The 21,601-nt window shown below is 42.0% G+C and carries 21 protein-coding genes and 2 tRNA genes; 20 read left to right on the top strand and 3 right to left on the bottom strand.

What is annotated here, in order from left to right:
• Nucleotides 1-236, bottom strand: a 236-nt coding sequence (locus AC1DP6_RS21380; protein ID WP_477056624.1) for an electron transfer flavoprotein subunit beta/FixA family protein, incomplete at its 3' end; no start/stop codon positions are given.
• A gap of 135 nt (nt 237-371) precedes the next feature.
• Between AC1DP6_RS21380 and AC1DP6_RS21375 the strand changes: the two genes are divergently transcribed.
• Together AC1DP6_RS21375 and tilS are read left to right on the top strand one after the other, a co-directional pair.
• The gene (locus AC1DP6_RS21375) at nt 372-683 is read left to right on the top strand and encodes a tetratricopeptide repeat protein (RefSeq protein ID WP_133809813.1); all 312 of its coding nucleotides are present in this window, start codon (nt 372-374) and stop codon (nt 681-683) included.
• A gap of 24 nt (nt 684-707) precedes the next feature.
• The gene (tilS, locus tag AC1DP6_RS21370) at nt 708-2,045 is read left to right on the top strand and encodes a tRNA lysidine(34) synthetase TilS (protein WP_477056623.1); all 1,338 of its coding nucleotides are present in this window, start codon (nt 708-710) and stop codon (nt 2,043-2,045) included.
• A 47-nt stretch (nt 2,046-2,092) separates the two neighbouring features.
• On the opposite strand, the gene AC1DP6_RS21365 is transcribed toward tilS, so the two are convergent.
• Together AC1DP6_RS21365 and AC1DP6_RS21360 are read right to left on the bottom strand one after the other, a co-directional pair.
• Nucleotides 2,093-2,719 (bottom strand): rhomboid family intramembrane serine protease, encoded by a 627-nt coding sequence (locus tag AC1DP6_RS21365; RefSeq protein ID WP_477027590.1) that lies wholly within the window; start codon nt 2,717-2,719, stop codon nt 2,093-2,095.
• Between the two features lie 33 nt (nt 2,720-2,752).
• A complete protein-coding gene (locus tag AC1DP6_RS21360) occupies nt 2,753-3,226 on the bottom strand; it encodes a 23S rRNA (pseudouridine(1915)-N(3))-methyltransferase RlmH (protein WP_441578420.1) in 474 nt (157 codons plus the stop codon).
• A 125-nt stretch (nt 3,227-3,351) separates the two neighbouring features.
• On the opposite strand from AC1DP6_RS21360, the gene AC1DP6_RS21355 reads away from it, so the two are divergent.
• The 18 genes from AC1DP6_RS21355 (at nt 3,352) to AC1DP6_RS21270 (ending at nt 21,540) form a co-directional block, all read left to right on the top strand.
• Nucleotides 3,352-3,425: transfer RNA gene (locus tag AC1DP6_RS21355), tRNA-Arg, on the top strand.
• A 640-nt stretch (nt 3,426-4,065) separates the two neighbouring features.
• Nucleotides 4,066-5,715 carry a vitamin K epoxide reductase family protein gene (locus tag AC1DP6_RS21350; protein WP_477056622.1) on the top strand — a complete coding sequence of 550 codons (1,650 nt, stop codon included), beginning with the start codon at nt 4,066-4,068 and terminating at the stop codon, nt 5,713-5,715.
• Between the two features lie 175 nt (nt 5,716-5,890).
• Nucleotides 5,891-6,157 carry a hypothetical protein gene (locus AC1DP6_RS21345; RefSeq protein ID WP_477056621.1) on the top strand — a complete coding sequence of 89 codons (267 nt, stop codon included), beginning with the start codon at nt 5,891-5,893 and terminating at the stop codon, nt 6,155-6,157.
• 170 nt (nt 6,158-6,327) lie between these two features.
• Nucleotides 6,328-7,368, top strand: coding sequence for a redoxin domain-containing protein (locus tag AC1DP6_RS21340; RefSeq protein WP_477056620.1), 1,041 nt, complete (start codon nt 6,328-6,330; stop codon nt 7,366-7,368).
• Nucleotides 7,369-7,385: 17 nt separating this feature from the next.
• On the top strand, nt 7,386-8,645 hold the full coding sequence (locus tag AC1DP6_RS21335) for a hypothetical protein (RefSeq protein WP_477056619.1): 1,260 nt from the start codon (nt 7,386-7,388) through the stop codon (nt 8,643-8,645).
• A gap of 4 nt (nt 8,646-8,649) precedes the next feature.
• On the top strand, nt 8,650-9,813 hold the full coding sequence (locus AC1DP6_RS21330; protein ID WP_477056618.1) for a hypothetical protein: 1,164 nt from the start codon (nt 8,650-8,652) through the stop codon (nt 9,811-9,813).
• An 18-nt stretch (nt 9,814-9,831) separates the two neighbouring features.
• Nucleotides 9,832-10,899 (top strand): hypothetical protein, encoded by a 1,068-nt coding sequence (locus AC1DP6_RS21325; protein ID WP_477056617.1) that lies wholly within the window; start codon nt 9,832-9,834, stop codon nt 10,897-10,899.
• A complete protein-coding gene (locus tag AC1DP6_RS21320) occupies nt 10,863-11,546 on the top strand; it encodes a hypothetical protein (protein ID WP_477056616.1) in 684 nt (227 codons plus the stop codon). Before AC1DP6_RS21325 ends, AC1DP6_RS21320 begins: the two co-directional genes overlap by 37 nt.
• Nucleotides 11,536-12,192 carry a glycosyltransferase family 25 protein gene (locus AC1DP6_RS21315; RefSeq protein WP_477056615.1) on the top strand — a complete coding sequence of 219 codons (657 nt, stop codon included), beginning with the start codon at nt 11,536-11,538 and terminating at the stop codon, nt 12,190-12,192. The genes AC1DP6_RS21320 and AC1DP6_RS21315 overlap by 11 nt, the downstream gene beginning before the upstream one ends.
• A 28-nt stretch (nt 12,193-12,220) precedes the next feature.
• Nucleotides 12,221-12,838, top strand: coding sequence for a hypothetical protein (locus AC1DP6_RS21310; protein ID WP_477056614.1), 618 nt, complete (start codon nt 12,221-12,223; stop codon nt 12,836-12,838).
• A 28-nt stretch (nt 12,839-12,866) separates the two neighbouring features.
• On the top strand, nt 12,867-13,736 hold the full coding sequence (locus AC1DP6_RS21305) for a glycosyltransferase family 10 domain-containing protein (protein ID WP_477056613.1): 870 nt from the start codon (nt 12,867-12,869) through the stop codon (nt 13,734-13,736).
• A 26-nt stretch (nt 13,737-13,762) separates the two neighbouring features.
• On the top strand, nt 13,763-15,949 hold the full coding sequence (locus AC1DP6_RS21300; protein WP_477056612.1) for a peptidase domain-containing ABC transporter: 2,187 nt from the start codon (nt 13,763-13,765) through the stop codon (nt 15,947-15,949).
• A 14-nt stretch (nt 15,950-15,963) separates the two neighbouring features.
• Entirely contained in the window at nt 15,964-17,298 is a 1,335-nt protein-coding gene (locus AC1DP6_RS21295; protein ID WP_477056611.1) for an HlyD family secretion protein, read from the top strand.
• Between the two features lie 138 nt (nt 17,299-17,436).
• Nucleotides 17,437-17,513, top strand: a tRNA-Arg gene (locus tag AC1DP6_RS21290).
• Nucleotides 17,514-17,771: 258 nt separating this feature from the next.
• Entirely contained in the window at nt 17,772-19,100 is a 1,329-nt protein-coding gene (locus AC1DP6_RS21285; protein WP_477056610.1) for a PQQ-dependent sugar dehydrogenase, read from the top strand.
• Between the two features lie 149 nt (nt 19,101-19,249).
• Nucleotides 19,250-20,098: a beta-1,6-N-acetylglucosaminyltransferase gene (locus AC1DP6_RS21280; protein WP_477056609.1), complete on the top strand. Its 849-nt coding sequence runs from the start codon at nt 19,250-19,252 to the stop codon at nt 20,096-20,098.
• Complete coding sequence (locus tag AC1DP6_RS21275; RefSeq protein WP_477056608.1) at nt 20,091-20,462, top strand: sugar 3,4-ketoisomerase; 372 nt, start codon at nt 20,091-20,093, stop codon at nt 20,460-20,462. The genes AC1DP6_RS21280 and AC1DP6_RS21275 overlap by 8 nt, the downstream gene beginning before the upstream one ends.
• Complete coding sequence (locus AC1DP6_RS21270) at nt 20,449-21,540, top strand: DegT/DnrJ/EryC1/StrS family aminotransferase (RefSeq protein WP_477056607.1); 1,092 nt, start codon at nt 20,449-20,451, stop codon at nt 21,538-21,540. Before AC1DP6_RS21275 ends, AC1DP6_RS21270 begins: the two co-directional genes overlap by 14 nt.
• The last annotated feature ends 61 nt before the right edge of the window (nt 21,541-21,601 follow it).

Below are 21,601 nucleotides of genomic sequence, written 5' to 3'. Positions count from 1 at the left end.
CCCAGTGCCAGGGCTTTGCGGATAACAGGATCACAATCTGCAGCTCCTACCGTAATAAGATGCACATCTGCCCCTATGGTTTCTTTCAGCTCCAGCGCCCTCACTAATGCATACCATTCGTCGTACGGATTAATAATAAACTGTACACCAGCCTCATTGAATTTCGTGTTATTGTCCGTGAAAGCTATTTTTGCAGTCGTGTCCGGAGTTTTGCTGATACATACTAAAATCTTCATGGCCTTAAACTGTTTTATTTAAAAATGCGGTAATAGCAAATATATCTAAATAATGTACGCCAACCGCAGGGAGAGAAGATGATTTTAATCAGCATAACAATTGACATATTGTATAATTAAATAATAACAAACGGCATGGACAGAATCGCACAAATAAAGCAGTTACTGTTGGCAACACCCAACGACAGCTTTCTGAAACACGCACTGGGACTGGAATATATTAAGATCAACGACGACGCGGCGGCGCGGCAGCAGTTTGAAGAACTGCTGGCATATGAGCCTGGCTACGTAGGCTCCTATTATCATCTGGGTAAGTTGCTGGAACGTGCAGGCGACAATACCGCTGCCATGAAGGTGTACGAAACAGGAATGGCCATGGCCAAAGCCGGCAACGAAAGGCATGCTTATAACGAATTACAGTCCGCCTACGAAGAACTGGCCTATTGATATTTTAAATCCAACAAACAACGGATGCCTCAACATTTAGTAACTAATTTTTCCGCATACATTTCCCGGCAGCAATTATTCGATCCTGCGCAGAAGGTACTCCTTGCCGTTAGTGGAGGAGTAGATTCCATTGTGATGGCCTGGTTGTTTAAGCAAGCCGGCTACCAGGCAGGGATTGCTCATTGTAATTTTCAGCTCCGTGGAGCAGAGTCTGAGCGGGACGAAGCATTTGTAAAACAGATGGCAGCCAGCCTGGAATTGCCACTGCACACTATACGGTTTGATACCAACGCATACGTGGCCGAAAATCGTGTAGCCATTCAGGTGGCCGCAAGGGAACTGCGCTATGCCTGGCTGGAACAGGTGCGTACGGCAGAAGGTTATGCTTTTATCGCCACCGCACATCATATGCAGGACAGCGTCGAAACTGCCCTGATGAACTTTACGAAAGGTACAGGTATCGCCGGTTTGCACGGGATCCTTCCCAGGCAGGAACATCTGATCCGACCTTTGTTATTTACAGAGAAAGATACCCTGATAGCTTATGCGGCCATGCATAATATCGCCTACGTGGAAGACAGTTCCAATATAACGGATAAGTATACACGTAACTATTACCGTCATCAGGTCATCCCACGGTTGCAGGAAGCTTTTCCTGGTGCGGTGAAAAATATGGCCGCCACCATTGAGCGGATGAAAGAAGCCGAAATCCTTTACCAGGAAGCATTGGATAAGCATCGTAAACGGCTGCTTTTCCAGGAAGATAATACCTGGAAGGTGCCGGTATTGAAGCTGCAGAAAAGTATACCATTACAAACCATTGCCTGGGAACTTTTTCGTGTATTTGGCTGTTCTTCTGCGCAAACAGAACAGGTGCTGTCTTTGTTGGACAGCGAATCCGGCAGATACGTAGAAACCGCTACCCATCGCATTATCCGCAATCGCCAATGGCTACTCATTACGCCGCTGGCCACCGTTGATGCGCCATTGGTAGTGATTGAACCGGAACAGGCACATATCCATTTCAGCGGAGGACAATTACATCTGCGCAAGCAGGAGAGAGGCACGAATGCTATTCCTACCGCTGCAGAAACAGCCTGGCTGGATGCCGCCCAGGTAAGCTATCCGCTGATCCTGAGAAAATGGAAACAGGGCGATTATTTTTATCCGCTGGGCATGCCCAAGAAGAAAAAGGTAAGCAGGTTCCTGATAGATCAGAAACTATCATTGCCACAGAAAGAAAATGTATGGGTGCTGGAATCTAACAAACGTATTGTGTGGGTAGTAGGAATGAGGGTAGACGACCGGGTGAAAATAACCCCTAAAACAAAAGAAGTATTGAGCGTAGAATTTGTTAAATAAGGAAGATGGATTTAGTTACTTCTTCCGTAACTAAATCCATCAACATATTATCTTACAAACTGGGAACGATGCATCAGCATATAAATAAAATCAGTACCTAATTCAGGATGAAACAACAGTGGGAATACAACACCGAACAAGGCGCCCCACAGATGCGCATCGTGGTTGATATTTCCTCCTCCTTTCCGGGACATATAAGCGGATATACCCAGAAATAAAATACCATAAACAACTGCAGGCATTTTAAGCGCGAAGAATAAATAAATAGAAGCCCACGGATTAACAATAATCGCAGTAAATACGATCGCAGAAATAGCCCCGGAAGCCCCCAGCGAAGAGTAATCCGAATTGTTGCGATTCTTGATATAAGAAGGTATATTGGCGACTACAATTCCCAGGATATAATACAATACATACACGAGTTTGTTATGAAATAAACTCGTAAAAACATCTTCTATAAATCTGCCAAAAAACCATAGGGTCAGCATGTTGAACAGCAGGTGCTGAAAATCGGCATGCACGAAGCCAGAAGTGACAAAGCGGTAATACTGTTTGTACCGCTTTACCATATATGGTTGCAGACTTAGTTTATTCAACTGATCGTAGTTCTGTAGGGCCGTGTAGGAAATAAGGCAGGTAATAATGATGATAACTAGGCTAATAGAGAATGTCATATAAGCGGGTTGTTATTTGAATAATAAATGTAGTTATTGATGGTGATATTTCTCCCTGTTTAAAACGGTATAGGCACGATACAATTGTTCCGTGAAAATAAGCCGTACCAGCTGATGGGGAAAGGTAAGGGGAGACAAAGACATTTGTAACTGCGCCCTTTGCAGCAAGGTGGCATCAATGCCAAAAGCACCACCTATCAATATAATCAGCTGCCTCGTGCCCGCATTGTTGCGCTGCTGTAAAAAATCGGCGAATTGCACCGTGGTCATCATCTTTCCTTTTTCATCCAGCGCCAGCAAAAAGTCGGTGGGCTGCAACATATCCATGATGATTTTGGCCTCCTGCTTTTTCAGTTCAGGTACAGATAAACTGGCGGCCTGTTTCACAGTAGGAATCAGTTTTACCTCAAAATCCACGTAATGCTGCAGTCTTTTTTGAAAAACCGCAATGCCATCCCTGATGTAGGGATCATGTTCCTTTCCTATGCTCCAGAGTTGAATTTTCACTTCTTGTAATAATTAATCAATTGTTGTAAAAGTAAGTGTAAATCAGAAGATTGCAGCGTTTTTTTTAGTAAGTATTTGGCATTTTCGAAAAAACGTATAACTTTGGAATACAATGATATTTTATTGGCTCCGTAGCTCAATTGAATAGAGCATCTGACTACGGATCAGAAGGTTTCAGGTTTGAATCCTGACGGGGTCACAAAAGGACAAGGCAGATTTTTTCTCCTTGTCCTTTTTTTGTCCATCCCGAAGTGAAATAAAGCAAGCCGCCAGGTTTGTGTGAAGAAGCTCCCGATTCCCGCTTAAAACTGACTTTCCGGTATGTATTCGTATAGACCATGCCGTTATTCTTTTCTTGTATCCTGTTGGCTTCGCACGTATGCCCGTGAGAAGCAAGAAAACATCGAAATGTGCAAACTTATTGGTAGCATTCTGCCAATCCATGATCTATTTTTACACAAGAGCTGCACCAATATATTGTTAGCACAACTTGTTTAAGACAATATTGTCACCCAGACACCCCGTGAATTAGTATTGATGCAGCTTTTATCAAAATACTATTAATAAACCCAGGTAACAACCCTTTTTTCTTAGCGTTATGAATACCACTATTGATGTTGTACAGGATAACAGTTCATTGCATTGAGCTGGGTACTGACTGATTAGCACATGTAAGTTGATGAGAAAAATATTTAATTCAGATAACAATCATTTCTGTTACTGACAACGGTATTTTCATGGTTGTATTTTTCCAGCGGAAGATGGGAACAGCATGTTTTGTAGTGGCGCCCCTGCCTATTGTTATATAGTCACTTTTTAAGGAAAAAAATGCATTTAAGATGACCTCATTTTTCAGGGAACTGTTTGAATCTAAAAGTAATGGTCCGCAGATCACAAAGCTATTGCTCGATGAATTAGAAGTCCCGGTAACCCTTGGAACGCTTACCCGGGAGCTTGAAACACATCCGAATTATAACAGTTTGTTAAGCATCAGTGATGTGCTGAACCAGTTCGGTGTTGATAATCTGACCGCCCGGTTTGAAGGTGATAAGTTGTTTGCTTTACCTACACCGTTTATCACTCAACTGAGAGGGCTGAACAAGCCATTCGACTATTTTTCAATCGTGAAGGGAATTGAAGAAGAGCGGATACATTATTATGATCCGATAAGCCTTAAATGGACATACAGCAGTAAAGATGATTTTTTGAAGCGGCATAAAGGAGTAGCCCTTTTGGCAGAAGTCGGAGATCATGCAGGGGAGAAGGACTTCAATATAAAATCAGGAAAAGAAAAAAAGAAAAGAACGCTGACACTGTTGGGGATAATGATTTTTCCCATGCTATTATTGTTGACCGCTATTACAGGTTGGAAACAATATGGAACTGCTATACTTCCTTCGCTGTTGTATGCCTTATTATGTCTTTCCGGCGCTGTGGTTGGTTTGCTATTGCTTTGGTACGAAATTGACCAACACAATCCTGCGTTGCAGCAAATATGTAGTGCCGGTGAAAAAACGAACTGTGGTGCTATTCTTCAATCCGGTGCAGCAAAGGTAGTTGGCGTCAGTTGGAGCGCTATCGGCTTTACCTATTTTACGGGGAGCCTGTTGCTGATGCAGTTTGCCGGGTTTAACAGTCCGCTGGTATTATTTACGCTGAGCTTACTTAGTTTGCTGGCGCTTCCATACACTATTTTCTCCATCTATTACCAAATGCGTGTAGCCCGTCAGTGGTGTGTTCTTTGTCTTTTTGTGCAGGCAATACTGGTGTTGCAGTTTGCAACGCTTTTGATCACAGGGCGAATAAACCTGCTGGCTTCTGCTGCTGTTGATGCAGCGTGGCTGCCGTCAATCATAACAGCCTATCTGCTGCCAATTACGCTGTCGGCAGTGCTGTTGCCTGTCTTTAAAAAGGCTAAGGAAGGCCGTGAAAATATGATTCGCCTGCAGCAGATAAAGCATARTCCTCAAATATTTGAGGCATTGCTTGCCAAACAAAAAAGAGTTTCCGTTCCCGAACCAGGCATGGGTATCACGCTTGGTAATCCTGCTGCAATTCATAAAATTATTAAGGTGTGCAGCCCGTACTGTGGGCCCTGTGCTAAGGCACATGCACCAATGGAAGCGCTGCTTGAAAATAATCCAGATATCCAGGTACAAATAATTTTTACTGCCAGCAATAGCGAAGAAGATAGGGCTGCTGCTCCTGCAAAGCATCTGCTGGCCATAGCAGATCAGCATAAGGATAACGACCTTATTATAAAGCAGGCATTGGATGATTGGTACCTCGCAAAGGAGAAGGATTACGGGCGGTTTGCGGCAAAGTATCCAATGAATGGAGCACTTAAATATCAGGACGGGAAGATTGATGCCATGTCACAATGGTGCGAAGGAGCAGGTATTGGTTTTACGCCCACCTTTTTTATCAATGGCTATCAGATGCCGGATATCTATACGGTAGCTGATTTAAGATATTTTCTTGCAGTGTAGGCAACTGTGGGAAGATCCAGGGACGCCTGCTGTTGCTGCGATAAAGCGGTTACAGACCCTGTTATTGCTCATGCCGGTTACAGTGTACAATGCAACCGCCTGGGGAAAGCCCGGCTTTTCAGGCTATCATTTGAAAAGCAAAGCGTATCCATTTTTCAAACAAAAAAGGTATTAAATGAAAAAATTAAAATTAAAAGTATTGGAACTGGGTGCCACTGAAGTGCTTACCAGAGATCAGTTAAAGAATGTCCTGGGTGGAGATGGAAGTACTTTCAACGATGGACATTGTAAAACAGGAACCTGCAGACTTTATGTGCCGGATTTGGGAATAGAAGTTGACGGATCCTGCAAGGATTTCCACGAAGGTGGTACAATACGTTGCTCCTGTGTTAACGGACAGTATCAGACTAATCCAAGCAGTTGGAGCGTTTGTAATCTCTAGTCCTTCACATCAATTTATGGGAGGGGCCTTGATATTTCAAGGTCCTTCCCCCTTAAAATATGAATTGTAAATATACAAGCTTCGAAATGAGATACCCGCAATTGCTATGCTTCCTGTACTTGTTTATCTGTTCGTCCTGTGGCCCCGGGGCGCATGTAAATCAGTACAATGTGTCAGGCCGGATTACCGGATTGAAAGGCTCGAAAATTTATATTCAGACACGCACAGACAGTGGTATGAGCTGGATAGACTCTTCGTTAATAGAAAACGAAAGCTTTGAACTAACCGGCAGTATTGACGAACCCTGCAGTATCAACCTGTTTTTCACGAATCTTGCGGGGAAGAATGAGCCCTTATGCAATTCTTTCTATTTGGAAAACAGGAGAATTACACTCAGCGGAGATATCAGGCAACGTGCAAATATCCGGCTTACCGGAGCTTTGGAAAACGAAATACGGAAAAAAATAGATGCCGCAACAGGCTATCCGGCACGCTATATTGAACTCAGGAACCTGTTTTACAGGGCAGAGGTACACAATCAACCGATACCCATGGATTCAGTAGATAGCTGGCAGCTTACATTAAAAATGCTGGAAAATGCACACAACGAAAACATTCGGAGAGCTGTAAAGGAGAATGCCGGCAGCTATGCCGCGCTGCATACTATCCTGCAAAATGTTTCCATATTTGCAACAGATGAACTGAAAACGCTCAGTCCTTTGTTTAGTAACCTAAAGTCGGGTCCTTCTTATAAAAAGCTGATAGCAATTATTGATCTGAAACCTGATGTGTCTATTGGTCATGCTTTCCGGGATTTTACCCTATCGGACTCTCTGGGTCGCGCTTATTCGCTGTCTTCCTTTCCAGGTAAATGGTTGCTGATAGATTTCTGGGCAAGTTGGTGTGGCCCTTGCAGAAAACAAATCCCCGCATTGAAACAGCTATACACAAATCGCAAAACGGATGGATTAACGGTTGTCAGTATTTCGATCGACAGGAATATCAGCGACTGGAAATCAGCATTGCAACAGGAACAAATGCAGTGGACAAACCTGGTAACACCCCATGAAGATTGGGCGGAGAAAAACTACCTGATTACGGCAATCCCGAGTAATATCTTACTGGATAGTACCAGGAATATTGTCGCGAAAGACATTTCTATAACAGAAATAGAGAACATCTTACGAAATAGCAAGGTACAGTCCCATTAATAATATATCCCTGTTTTATGACCAACTTTAAACCTGTTAAAACCATCATCGTCAATTTAAAACACCGGACAGACCGCAGGGAGYATATTATCAAAGAATTTGAAGGACGTACAGAATTTGAAACGATAATAGTAAATGCTATTACTGATACCCGCGGGGCAAAGGGACTTTGGCAAACTTTACAATATATCATCAAAGAATATACTGCAGAGGAGGAGTATATTATCGTTTGCGAAGATGACCACCGGTTCACAAGTCACTATGATGGGGAGTTGTTTCCCGAAATTATCGCGGAGGCAATACAGAATGGCGCAGATGTGCTAAGTGGCGGAGTTAGCTGGCTTAACAGCGCAGTACGGGTAAGTCCAAATATTTACTGGACAGACAAATTTTCCGGCCTGCAGTTTACCGTTATCTTTAAAAAGGCTTATTCCAAAATACTAAATGCCCACTTTTCAGAAACAGATGTAGCCGATTTCAGAATATGCGCTGTGACCACGAATAAATATTTTATCTACCCATTTATTTCTAATCAAAAAGAGTTTGGCTATTCGGATGTTACTTTTAAAAATAATGGCTGGGGAAAGGTAGACGAATTGTTTAAGAAAAGCGAGGCAAATATCTCCAATCTAAGCGCTGTTGCTGCATTCTACTCAAGGATAGAAAAGCAACCGGTATCGGAGGATGTTATAGCCACGGTCTGCATCAGCACCTACATTATTGGAACAGATAGCAGCAGTATGGAAGAATATATCAAAACAAATTTTGCTAACAAGCCGGAACTAATTCCCGTTATGCTGTATACTGATAACAGACAACAGGGGAACGATCTGCTATCTGTCACGCTGTTAAAGGAAGTAGCGGCAAAGGCAATCGCAAATGATGAAGACGTAGTAATTGTTTGCAATGAATTTCATCAGTTTGCTCCTTCTTTTTCCACTCATTACCTGATCCGGAATATCATGGAGGCATTTGAGCAACGTGCTGAGATACTTTTCGGTGGCGCACAGGATGTTGGACTGGTAGTACCGGTTTCCCAAAACAGGTGCTGGGTGGGCACCGTTAAAACGCCTCATTTTATGATTATGTTCAGATCGGCTTGTTTGAAAATCTTAGAAGTTGAAGATGATATTATTATTGATGCCGGAGATAACATATTGTCGATGTGCAGTAGTAAAATGATACTCTACCCCTTTGTTTCGAGAGGTAACCAGGAGGCTGAGCAGAGATTGTCGGTTATCAGAGACCGGTATGAGCAGCAACAGATAATTAACTAACGTTATGAACAGCGGAGTAACGAATACCGGGATCCTCCGGCTGACTGCCGACATCCAGCAACTTAGTTGCAACGTCGTTTGTCAGGATGGATATTTATTGGTTTATCGGGACAGCAGTCGCCGTGGTACATGTGTTTGTTTGATTTATGATGTGGATTTACTGACATGTAATATTGATCTTAATTATCCAATGCATTTCATTGTTTTGGGCAATAACATTAGATTAACTGATTGGGGAGTTCCTACGGAAATGATCACAGGCTATCCTTTTTCAGAAGAATGTGATGGGATGAATATTAAACCGGAGACGCAGCAGGCCCAAAAGATATTTTATGTCCTGGAGAATGTTACGGATGATCCTCATCTCAAAATTACTTTATCGGTGCTAAAGGCATTTAATTGCCTGTTGCATCTCAGATTTTGTTTTGTTGTTCCGGAGGCTGCAATAGCTAAACTTAAATCTGTTGCGAATGAGCATATTGCTTTCGTCAGGCATACCGACAACTATTTGCCGCATTTATCCGAATGCCGGTTATGGATTGCTTCCGGAAGAACTGCTGTAAAGGCATTGTTATCTGGTATACCTGTGATTGCAGCTGGTAACTATGGCTTTGGCGGGTTGATTACAGAAGATAATCTGCCTTCATTTATTTCGTCTCATTTTCTTGGTAGACCGGGAGGAAATCCAGGTGACAGAATTTCGACGGCTTGCCTTGTCCAGGAAATCATTTATGCACTTGAAATAATGGATACCGCTGAAATGAAATATCTCCTGAACATTTCTGCAGATAACAGAAGAAGACTGGAAAATTATTGCAGGGATACTGTTTTTACTTTAATTCGGCAACTGCTTGCTGAAAAGGATTTGTTGGGGGGATATATAGATGATGAAGTGTTATTCCTGCAACTTAAACCAGTAGTATCCCGGTCAATTTACGTTGATAAAAGAGAGGAATCTTCTGGTCTGTTTTATTGGCTACGAAATGTCAACACCAATAAAGTATTGGCCGTAGTTGGTGATGATGAGATGAAAATAATTTTTCAATGCAATGGCTGTAGCTGTGTGCGGGAAATAGCCATCAATATAGGTGAAGAATATGATCCGGAAGACTGTGCCGCGTTTGTCAGGTCCCTGTGGGAATTACGTGTCCTTGTTTTAAACATATAATGGAGGATAAGATTTTATATGAGATTTTTTAACCTGGATTTACATGCATCGGTAATAAAAGACCTGACGGATATCTTTGAAAGAATTGGTCATAACGTTAGTCATTGGTCTATATCTTCTCATGCATGGGTGCATGGTGAAAAGACCAGGGACGTGGAAGTTGTAAATCAATATACATGGAGGCATCTGAATGAGCATATGTGCGAGCGATTTTATCAGCGTTACAGGGAGCTGCTCTCCGAATATGACGGATTTATTGTAACACATACACCTGCCTTTGCATTGCTGTATCTAAGGTTTAACAAGCCTGTGATAGTGGTGGCTTCCACGAGATATGAAGCTCCGTTTTCTTTGAGTAAGCGGAATTGGGAGTGGCTGAACAGCAGTCTGCGGGAGTTAAGTGAGCGTAAGCTTATTTGCAGGGTTGCCAATAATAAATATGATCAACAATATTGTGAGTTGTTTACAGGACTCTCCTGGGGGCATATACCCAGCCTCTGTTACTACTTTGGCGAGAAATGGAATCCGGTCACTGATCGTTTTTTGGTTGACAGTAAAGTTTTCCCTGCACGCTTGAAGAGTGTTAATCTCGTTTTTAAAAAATCCCTAGGCCGCTTTAGCTGGTCTGATCTGATTAAATATGCGGGGATTATCGTGATCCCTTATAATGTTTCGGTGATGTCGGTATTTGAGTATTACCAGGCGGCTATACCCTTGTTTTTTCCATCGAAAGAATTCTGTATGGAGCTGTATAGCAACTTTTCCGGTGAGGGGGTGCTTTCAGAACTTTCCTGGCTACAGGTGCATGGTGTCAACGGAGGGTCAGTATTGTATGCAGGTCAAAACGATCCCAATGATTATGGGAATATGAGCGTTATGGAGCAGTGGATAAACTATAGTGACTGGTACGACAGTGAATGGATGCCACATATAACTTATTTCAAATCATTTTCCGAACTGGAAGAGCAGATCCGGTCGGCAGACCTGAAAGGTATTTCAGATAAGATGCGCAGACATAATGTGACACGAAAAATAAAAATTGAAACGCTATGGAGTCAGCAGCTAAATACCCTGATAAACATTTAATGGATAAAAGGTGGCGTGTAACATTGATTTCTTCTTCCACTCTTTTGAGCGGAGATGAAATTGAGGTGAATACGCAATTTGATAGAAAGAACGAGTTTCTATTAAATAATAGCTACCCGGACGTATGCCATCTTAGCTGGCCGGTATTGCGCATGCTGACCTTAAAGGCAAAGAAGGAAAATAATGACCTGATGATTTTATGTAGTACTGATCACCGTTTTTCCAATAACTATACAGCAGATTATCTAAGGATGTGTATTGCTGAGGCAGAAAAGAAAGGAGCAGATGTGCTATTGGGCGCCGTTAACTGGTTTGAGTCAGCTATACAAATAGATCATCATATTTTTTGGTTGGATAAATTCAGCGGTATTCAGTTTATAATTTTATTCAGGAAATTTTACGATACGCTGGTGGGGATAGATAATGAAGGAATAGGGTTAGAGCCTGAGTACTTGTTGTCTTCAGCCACAGCCAATAAATTCCTGATGTATCCTTTTATTTCGGGGGTAACAGCAAAAGTAGCCAGACCATGTGCCTTGTCGGAAGAAAATATTTTCTACGCAGATCCCGCTGATCAGCTTGAATTGCTGCGGCGTGTAAAAACTTATTATTCATCGCGAAAAGATCCTGTAAAGTATGGAGTTTAACGATGTTGTACTGCCGGCTTATGTTATCAATCTGAAGGAAAGGACAGAAAGGTATCGGCATATTCAGGAACAGTTTTCGGGAAGAAACGAGTTTGACCTACGTATTATCGAAGCCTGTAAGGGGGAATGCGGCAATGTGGGCCTTTGGAATAGTATACGCGGTGTGATCGAACGGGCCGTACAGGAGGAAGATGACGTGGTTCTCTTATGTGAGGATGATCATACTTTCACATCCTTTTACAACTGGGATTTCTTATTCAGGAATATACTGGAGGCCAGCCTGCAGGGAGCGGAATTGCTGAGTGGCGGAATCGGGGGATTTAATCATGCAGTACCTCTTAGTGAGAACAGGTATTGGGTGGACTCCTATTGGTGCAATCAATTTCTGGTTCTCTATAAGCCAATATTCTCAAAAATACTGGGGACGGTATTTCAAAGTACTGATACCGCAGACAGTATGCTTTCTGAGATAACAAGTCATAAGATGGTAATGTATCCGTTTGTTTCCGTTCAGATAGATTTTGGATACTCAGATGTCACCATAAGAAATAATAATGAAAGAGGGTTGATTAATGAATATTTCAGGGATACATCTGAGCGATTGGGAAAGTATAAAGAGATATATCATCGTTATCTGGGCAAATAAGTATTTTCTTTTAGTTAAAGAAACTGGTATGAAAAAGATTATTTCATTCTCTTTATGGGGCAACAAACCCATGTATTGGGTGGGTGCAATAAGAAATATTGATCTGGCAAAAGTGCTTTACCCCGGATGGACCTGCCGTTTTTATGTTGATCGTTCTTCTCCACCTGAGTTGATCAGGACTATCAGCGATGCTGATTGTGAAATGATCCTGGTGGATCCTGTTGAAACCTTTGCCGGTTTGTTCTGGCGGTTTTATGCAGCAGACGATGCGGATGTGATGATTTGCCGCGATACCGATTCAAGACTGTCTGAACGGGAAGTAGAAGCGGTTAACCGCTGGTTGGATACTGATCATAATTTTCACATCATGAGGGATCATCCCCAACACCATGCGCTAATTATGGGGGGAATGTGGGGATGCAGAAATATGGCTGGCATGAGAGCGTTGATAGACCTGTTTCCTCATAAAAACACGAAGGGTACTGATCAGCTTTTTTTGGCCAGGGTGATTTACCCTCAGGTCAGCAAGTTTGCAATGATACATGACAGCTATAATCTTTTTGGAGATGGGATTGATTTTCCTGGTTCGCGCCTGCGTGACGAATTTGTAGGAAAGGTATTTGATCAGCATGACGTCCCGATGTAATTCATAGGCACAAAACTGAATTCGATATATGAAAATAAAAGTTCGGGTTACCTGCTTTTGGGAGAGCGATGAAAAGTACCTGGATACCATAAAATTGTATGGAAGGGGAAGGCTACAGTGGAAGAATATAGAATTTGTTGCGGACGAAAGCTATGACAAACTGATTATTCTGACCAGGCCTTATAAGGACCATCCAGCATATGAAAATAGCAAAGCAATCATATTCCTGACGGAGCCACCGGCTTCATCAAACAGGCAGGATAACCCATATGTACGAACAGAAGCCATGTATCTTCCGCTGCCTTTCTGGCCTGCGAAGATACCGGGTGCTGTTAAGAATGGGGGAGATGGAACTCCTGTCAGGAAAACAAAACTGCTTTCATGTATAACCAGCGATCTGAATTTTATGGAAGGCCATTTTTACAGACTCAGGATGGTAGATATCCTTGACCAACTCATTGATGACGGCCTGGATATATGGGGAAGGCGATATGGCAGTCATTTCTTTGATAGACTGGCAAAATACAGAGGGGAGATAGTACAGAAGTATGATGGACTTTTGGATTATAAGTATCATTTCATTAGCGAAAACTCTTTTGAAAATGGATATTTCACCGAGAAAATTGTGGACCCTTTAGTGGCCGAGACGTTGTGCTTCTATGATGGATGTAAAGATCTGGAGCGATTCATAGATGAAAGGGCATTTGTGAGGGTGAATGTGAAAGAGCCTATGGAGGCGGCCAGTTTACTCATAGAAATGATCCAGAATAACGAATATGCTAGAAGGATCAGGTTTATACGACAACAAAAGAAAAGGTTGCTGACCGATCTAAACCCCTTAAACATGATCTGGATGGCCGTTAATGACAAAGATGTGCTAAAAGCGTGTTTGCTGTAATTTTTTATCTATAATTCAACAGAAGAATGAGTTTCCTCTTTTATAAACAGCTAAATGCGATGGACTGTGGGCCTACGTGTTTGAGAATGGTAGCGAGACATTATGGCCGGCATTACAATGTCGACACGATTCGCCAAAAGACAGGCTTTAGCAGGCAGGGTGTTTCTTTGTTGGGAATTAGTGAAACAGCAGAGAAAATGGGATTTAGAACAAGAGGGGTTCAAATTACTCACGACAAACTGCTTACCACTGCACAGCCTTCTATACTGCATTGGGACCAGAACCATTTCGTAGTGTTGGTGTCGATGAATAAAAAAAGAGTGAAAATTGCAGATCCGGCAAAGGGCATTATTATTTATTCATCTAAAGAATTTATATCCCATTGGGTGTCTAATAAAAAGAATGCGACAGAAAATGCCGGTACCGTTTTGTTATTGGAGCCATCTGCTTCATTTTATGAAGAATCCGGTGAAAAGGAAAGTAAGCTGGACTGGAGTATGATAACCCGTTACCTGCGGCATAGTAAGGGGTCAATTGTACAGGTATTTATATCTCTGCTTGTTGGGTCATTATTGCAATTAATCCTTCCTTTCCTCACGCAAAGCATGGTAGATACGGGGATAAGCGCCCGTAATATGCAGTATATCACTATAGTGCTTATCGCGCAACTTACGCTGACTTTCAGCAGTACGGTAGTGGAATTTATCAGAAGCAGGTTACAGTTAAGAATCTCCAATACCGTTAATATTTCTATTCTCTCCGATTTCTGGATAAAGTTAACCCGGCTACCATTAGCTTATTTTGATGCTCACCACACCGGTGATACAATTCAGCGTATCGGCGACAATAAGCAAATTCAGTCTTTTTTAACAGGACAGGCCCTGGGAACCATTTTTTCCATTGTTAATTTTTTTATCTACGCAGTTATCCTCATGCTTTACAGCCTACCTCTTTTCCTGATTTTTTCTGTAGGTAACATCTTGTATTTTTTTTGGATCCGTTTGTTTATGAGAATTCGCAGAAAAATAAACTATGAGTCTTTTCATATTTCTGCCAAAGAGAATAATGCTACGCTGCAGCTCGTTCAGGGAATGCAGGAAATAAGATTGAATAATGCGGAACAACGTAAAAGATGGGAATGGGAAGATATACAGGCGAGAATTTTTAAGCTTAATTTCAGAAATCTTAACTACGGACAATGGCAATCTACCGGTGCACTATTTATCAATCAGGGGAAGGATATAATAATAAGCTTTATGGTGGCCCAGTTGGTGGTACAGGGGCAGCTGACCTTCGGTGCCATGATCGCTATTCAGTATATCATAGGCCAGTTAAGTGGGCCCGTGCTGCAATTTATCGGACTATCTCAGAGCATTCAGGATRCCAAAATAAGTATGGAAAGACTTAATGAAGTACATAACATGGAAGATGAAGAACCGGTTACTAAAACGTTTATCTCGGGCCTGCCGGAAAATCATGATATAACCATCAGTAATTTATCTTTTACCTATCCCTCTGCTGGAAGCGACCCGGTGCTGAAGGAAATAAATCTGACAATTCCGGAAGGCAAAGTGACCGCAGTTGTGGGTGCCAGCGGTAGTGGCAAAACAACACTGATCAAGTTGCTGTTGAAGATATATGAGCAATATCAGGGAGAAATAAAGGTTGGGGAAAATAATTTCAAATATATCAGTCCTTCCTTCTGGCGGAAGCAATGTGGTGCAGTTTTACAGGATGGCTATATTTTTAATGACACCATTGCAGGTAATATCGCTGTGGGCGATGAGTATGTTGATCACCAAAAATTAATAACCAGTTGTAAGACTGCAAATATCCTTTCGTTTATAGAAACACTTCCCAATGGGTTCAATACAATTCTGGGGGCAGAGGGAATCGGTATCAGCCAGGGGCAGCGCCAGCGTTTGCAGATTGCACGCGCAGTATATAAAAACCCTCAATACCTCTTCTTTGACGAAGCTACCAACGCGCTGGATGCCAGCAATGAAAAGTGTATCGTCGAAAATTTACAGCATTTTTTCTACAAAAGGACAGTGATTGTAGTAGCGCATCGCCTGAGCACTGTTAAAAATGCGCATAAAATTGTAGTGCTGGATAATGGCAGGATAGTAGAAGAGGGGACCCATGCTTCTTTAAGCGAAAAGAAAGGTAAATATTATGAACTGGTCAAGAATCAATTGGAATTTGGGATGTAATTAAAAGATTAACTATGGCAAACGAAATCGTGAACAACCATCAGGAAGTATCATTTCTCCCCGAAACTGAAATGGTATACCAGCGTTCTGAAATGGCGCAGGAGGTTATCAGCCAGAAACAGGGGTTCCTGGAAAGGGGCGCCTTATATGTATTTTTGATCATCCTGGTTATTTTATTCTCTCTTGCCTGGTTTATAAAATATCCGGATATTATTGAAGCCCATGCGATATTAACTGCTACAAACACGCCTAAGGAAATAATTGTTAAACAGGAAGGACGGTTGATAAAGCTGACGACCAGTAACTGGAAAAAGGTAGCCCAAAATGAGGTGCTTGGATTCATCGAAAGCAATGCTAATCCTAAGGATATTTTGTTGTTGTCATCGCAGGTGGATAGTAGTATTGCGTTGCTCAATAAGGGGCAATATAAAAAGGTAGTTCGCTGTTTTTCGGGGCACTATGATAACCTGGGAGAACTTCAGCCTTCTTACAAGGAGTTCATCATTGCTATGCAGCAGTTCGATGATTATATAGTGAATGGCTTTTATACCAGAAAAGCCGGAAGGTTAAAAGAAGATCTTGTCACGCTGGATATGACCAGGGGAACAATTCAACAGCAATTGCAACTGACAGAACAGGATTTGAAACTTGCTGAGGAAAGTTATAACATGAGCCGGGAATTGCTTGAAGGAAAAGTGATCGCTAAAGAAGAGTTCAGGAATGAGAAAAGCAAGTTTTTCAGTAAGAAAATGACAATCCCACAACTGGAAGCTTCATTGCTTGCCAACACCACTCAAAAAAGAGACAGATTAAATGATATATCTCAGTTGGAGCATGATCTTGCACAACAGGAAACCTTGTTCCAGCAATCGCTGCATGCTTTGAAGTTTGCTGTGGACGAGTGGAAAAGAAAATATGTCATCATAGCACCTGTTGAAGGAGAAGTTGTATTGAACGTTCCTTTGCAGGAAAATCAGTATTTCCTGCAAGGGAAAGCAATAGGATATATTGATCCGGGCGACAGCCACTACTTTGCAGAGTTGAACCTGCCTCAGGCTAATCTGGGAAAAGTAGATACAGGGCTGCAGGTGCAGCTGAGGTTCGAAGCTTATCCATACCAGGAAATGGGCTTTGTACAGGGAACCATCAATTATGTCTCAAAAGTAGTATCTGATAGCGGTTTTACGGCTACGCTGAGATTAGACAGGGGACTTGTAACTAACAACAACAAGCCTGTAATTTACAAGACGGGACTAAGGGCACAGGCGATTGTGATTACCAGGAATACCAGTTTATTGGAGCGTCTTGTTAATAATACCATTAAACTCACCTCCGTGGGATCCAAATGATGCTTGACGGGTTTACGCCGCAACCCCGATGCCACAGTAAAATTGATGTTGCGTATATACGTAGGGGATGGTAGGGCGTAAATTTTTTTTGGTTTAAATAAAAAGTTACTTCATATTTGCACTCCCAAACAGGGAAATGGCTCCGTAGCTCAACTGAATAGAGCATTTGACTACGAATCAAAAGGTTTCTGGTTTGAATCCAGACGGAGTCACCACACCAGGGTTTCAGCATTTGCTGAGACCTTTTTTTATGCACTTAAATGAAGGCAAACGCCAAATCGGAGAAAGGTTATTTTAATTGGTCATGGCGTGGGGGAAATTGATCCCGGGCTTTGTTGAAATAGCGGATGATACTTGGTATTGATGGATAATTGGTTTAAATTCAGAGGGGAATTATTTAATGTAGGAATTGTTCTTATGACTGAGTAGCATTAGTGCTATGGTAATTATTTGCCCTGTATAATTGATAATTTATGGAAAGGTCCTTTCTGTTCGCAAGACTTGCCTTGGTAACGGTTATTTCGGGTGGGTGTCATGGCGCCCAAACAACATCTTCTCATCCGGCGGAGGATTCTGTGGCCATGGAAAACAATACTCCTCCGGGTACGCTTCCTGCACCAGGTGCCACCAAATCGGTAACTAATTTCAGTAATGTAATCGGCTGGCCAAACGATAGCAAACCTATTGCACCGGAGGGTTTTGAGGTGACCAAGTTTGCAGACGGCCTGGAGAACCCCAGGTGGATTTATGTGGCGCCCAATGGCGATGTTTTTGTTGCCGAGGCGCATGCTATCAAAAGATTTACGCAGGAAGTGATCAATGCGGTGAGCGGTAAAGCTAAATCAGAAAATAACAACATCACTGCTAACCGGATTACGATGTTCCGCGATACCAACAACGATGGACATCCTGATGAACGATACACCTTCCTGAAAAGACTTAATCAGCCGTTAGGCATGCTGGTGTTGAATGATGCCTTTTATGTAGCCAACACAGATGGACTGATGCTATACCCTTATAAGGCAGGAATGACAAGCTGTACATCTGAAGGAAAGAAAATCCTGCCTTTGCCTGCAGGTGGTTATAATAATCATTGGACCAGGAATGTGATCAGGAATGAAGAAGGGACTAAGCTGTATGTTTCCGTTGGTTCCGGGACTAATGCTGCTGAACACGGTATGGCTAATGAGAAAGGCCGGGCCAATATTCTGGAGGTAAATCCGGATGGTACAAATGTAAAGGTGTATGCCAGTGGATTACGCAATCCGGTGGGGATGGACTGGGCTCCGGGTACGCATACACTCTGGACGGTAGTAAATGAACGTGATCAGCTGGGTGATGACCTGGTGCCGGACTATTTTACCAGTGTAAAAGAAGGCGCTTTTTATGGTTGGCCGTACGCTTATTTTGGTCAGCATGAAGATCCAGGCTTCAGGGGGCAGGCAAAAGAACTGGTGAAAACGGCGGTGGTTCCTGATTTCGCGTTAATGGCCCATACAGCTTCTCTTGGCCTGGTTTTTTACAGGAGCAGCGTATTTCCTGAAAAGTACAGAAATGGGGCGTTTATAGGTCAGCATGGCTCCTGGAACCGTACTTATCTATCAGGTTATAAGGTGATCTTTGTGCCTTTCCGTGATGGTCGTCCCGCAGGGAAGGCGGAGGATTTTCTGACAGGTTTCATTGCCGATGAACCCAAAAGTAAGGTACATGGTCGCCCGGTTGGTGTGGCTGTTGCTAAAGATGGGGCACTGCTGGTCGCAGATGATGCATCAAATACGATCTGGCGTGTTGCAATTAAATAGCAGTTGAAAATGCTAGTTTTAATTTCTTTCCTTTTCGTTTAAGATTAGCTGCTACCCATTACCTTTCAGCATCCATTCAATCGTATGTTGGATTTTACAGATGTTAGTTAATCGAAGTAATCAGTTTACTATTTAACCCTGTAAGAAAAATGCGTACTGCCCATCTCATCTTAACATACACTGATCCCGGACAAACAGAAAGGATGATCAAAAGATTGTCCCACGAAAATTTCGACTTTTATATTTGCGTGGATAAGAAATTTGACATCAAGCCGTATTTATTCCTGAAAACATTATCCAATGTTTATTTCATCGAAAACAGGAGGAAGGTTCAATGGGCTGGATTCAGCACTGTACTGGCAACTTTTGAGTGCATTAAAGAAATTGTCGCCAGCGGAGTTCAATATGATTTTATCAACTTTTTAAGTGGGCAAGATTATCCGATCAAATCAACTACCTTTATCAATGATTTCTTTACTCACAATATCGGGAAAGAATTTTTGAGCTATCGTGATATAGAAAAAGACTGGAAAGAGGGGCTTATCAGAATGGAGAAATACTATCTCAGCGAATACAACTTCATCGGAAAACACAGACTGGAATATCTGATCAATAAAATACTCCCGAAAAGACGGTTGCCTTACGGACTGCATCCATATGGTAAATCAATGTATTGGATGTTAAGTCCGGAAGCTGCCTTATATGTAGTTAATAAAGTCAGTAATGACCCTACACTACTGCAGTTTTTTTCTTTTTGCTGGGGAAGTGACGAGTTTGTTTTTCAGACGATTCTACTGAATTCAGCGTATAAAGATAAAGTCGTTAATAATAATTACCGCTATATAGATTGGTCGGCTGGCGGGGCACGACCCAAAATATTAGACGAAAGCGATGCCGGGAATATGATGAAATCCGATATGCTTTTTGCGAGAAAATTCGACATGGTGAATAGTCCTAAGGTTCTTGATATGATTGACGAACAGTTAACGAATGGCTAATCTGATTAAGATAAAAACGTTTAAAGACAGTAGAGGTATTCTAACTGTGTTGGATAATGTCATCCCATTTGAAATCAAAAGATTGTTTTATATCTATTCGGTGGATAATTCAGATCGGGGAGGACACCGGCACCATAAAACCTACCAGGCAGCCATCTGCATCAAAGGCTCCTGCAAAATAACTACCAACAACAATAAAATAACAGAGCTGTTTGATCTGGACAGCCCTGAAAAATGTTTATTGTTAATGCCTGAGGATTGGCATGTCATACATAATTTCTCATCCGATGCGATTCTGTTAGTACTTGCATCTACCGTATTTGATCCTACCGATTATATATATGAGCCGTATGATACTTTATGAAAATCTGAAAAAACTCAATCAACCTTTTGAAGAAGAATTGAAAAAGAAATTTGCGCTTTTTCTCGATAAAGGCTGGTATATTCTGGGAGAAGAGGTGGCTTTATTTGAACAGGAGTTTGCAGACTATCATCAGGAGAAATATGCAGTAGGGGTAGCTAACGGCCTTGATGCACTTATTCTTTCACTGAAGTGCTGTGGTTTTAAAAGCGGGGACGAAGTGATCGTGCCTTCTAATACCTATATCGCAACAATTCTTTCGATCATACATTGTGGTTTAGTACCGGTTTTGGTGGAACCAGATAGCAGCACCTATAATATAGATCCTCAGGCTATCCTGCATTCGCTTACCAGAAAAACGGTGGCCATCATGGTGGTCCATCTATACGGGCAATGTTGTGAAATGGGCCCTGTCATGGCAATTGCCCGTGATCATCAGCTTAAAGTAATAGAAGATTGTGCCCAGGCGCACGGTGCAAGATATAAGAATAAGCTGGCAGGAACATTCGGTGACTTCGCCGCATTTAGCTTCTATCCCACAAAAAATCTGGGTGCGCTCGGTGATGCGGGCGCCATCCTCTGTAAATCAGAAAATGATTATCTGAGGCTCCGGCAATTGAGAAATTACGGTTCAGGAAAAAAATATTATAATAGTCTGATCGGATATAATTCGAGAATGGATGAACTGCAGGCAGCTTTTTTAAGAGTGAAACTTCCCCATCTTAACGAAATTAATGAGCATAAAAGAAAGCTGGCCGCTATTTATACAGCTCATTTAAATAATGCCTTCATAAAGCCCAGGGAGGATGCGGCTTTTTACAACGTGTATCATATTTACAATATCCTGCATCCGGAAAGAGATAAATTAAAACAGTATTTATCAGACAATGATATTATCACAGAAATCCATTACCCGGTAGCCCCACAAGATCAACTGGCATTAAAAGGCCATTTAACCGGATATGATTATCCCATTTCTGCAAAAATTCATCAGGATACTTTAAGCCTTCCCTGTTCTTTTATTCATACGGAAGAAGATATTTTCCATGTTGTATCGGTGCTGAATAAGTTCCTTTTGTAAGCCCCCCGTTTTTTTTATATTTATAGGAGCAGATATGCTGTGCTGAATAATCAGCAAGTAA

The sequence above is a fragment of the Chitinophaga sp. 01L420 genome (assembly GCF_056399985.1).
This window is presented reverse-complemented; position numbering and strand designations above follow the sequence as displayed.

Excerpts from the sequence above, each read along its gene's own strand:
- AC1DP6_RS21330 (WP_477056618.1), top strand. The coding sequence starts at position 8,650 with ATGAACAGCGGAGTAACGAATACCGGGATCCTCCGGCTGACTGCCGAC.
- AC1DP6_RS21275 (WP_477056608.1), top strand. The coding sequence starts at position 20,091 with ATGGCTAATCTGATTAAGATAAAAACGTTTAAAGACAGTAGAGGTATT.
- AC1DP6_RS21270 (WP_477056607.1), top strand. The coding sequence starts at position 20,449 with ATGATACTTTATGAAAATCTGAAAAAACTCAATCAACCTTTTGAAGAA.
- AC1DP6_RS21365 (WP_477027590.1), bottom strand. The coding sequence starts at position 2,719 with ATGACATTCTCTATTAGCCTAGTTATCATCATTATTACCTGCCTTATT.
- AC1DP6_RS21280 (WP_477056609.1), top strand. The coding sequence starts at position 19,250 with ATGCGTACTGCCCATCTCATCTTAACATACACTGATCCCGGACAAACA.
- AC1DP6_RS21285 (WP_477056610.1), top strand. The coding sequence starts at position 17,772 with ATGGAAAGGTCCTTTCTGTTCGCAAGACTTGCCTTGGTAACGGTTATT.
- AC1DP6_RS21315 (WP_477056615.1), top strand. The coding sequence starts at position 11,536 with ATGGAGTTTAACGATGTTGTACTGCCGGCTTATGTTATCAATCTGAAG.
- tilS (WP_477056623.1), top strand. The coding sequence starts at position 708 with ATGCCTCAACATTTAGTAACTAATTTTTCCGCATACATTTCCCGGCAG.
- AC1DP6_RS21325 (WP_477056617.1), top strand. The coding sequence starts at position 9,832 with ATGAGATTTTTTAACCTGGATTTACATGCATCGGTAATAAAAGACCTG.
- AC1DP6_RS21305 (WP_477056613.1), top strand. The coding sequence starts at position 12,867 with ATGAAAATAAAAGTTCGGGTTACCTGCTTTTGGGAGAGCGATGAAAAG.
- AC1DP6_RS21295 (WP_477056611.1), top strand. The coding sequence starts at position 15,964 with ATGGCAAACGAAATCGTGAACAACCATCAGGAAGTATCATTTCTCCCC.
- AC1DP6_RS21345 (WP_477056621.1), top strand. The coding sequence starts at position 5,891 with ATGAAAAAATTAAAATTAAAAGTATTGGAACTGGGTGCCACTGAAGTG.
- AC1DP6_RS21375 (WP_133809813.1), top strand. The coding sequence starts at position 372 with ATGGACAGAATCGCACAAATAAAGCAGTTACTGTTGGCAACACCCAAC.
- AC1DP6_RS21310 (WP_477056614.1), top strand. The coding sequence starts at position 12,221 with ATGAAAAAGATTATTTCATTCTCTTTATGGGGCAACAAACCCATGTAT.
- AC1DP6_RS21320 (WP_477056616.1), top strand. The coding sequence starts at position 10,863 with ATGGAGTCAGCAGCTAAATACCCTGATAAACATTTAATGGATAAAAGG.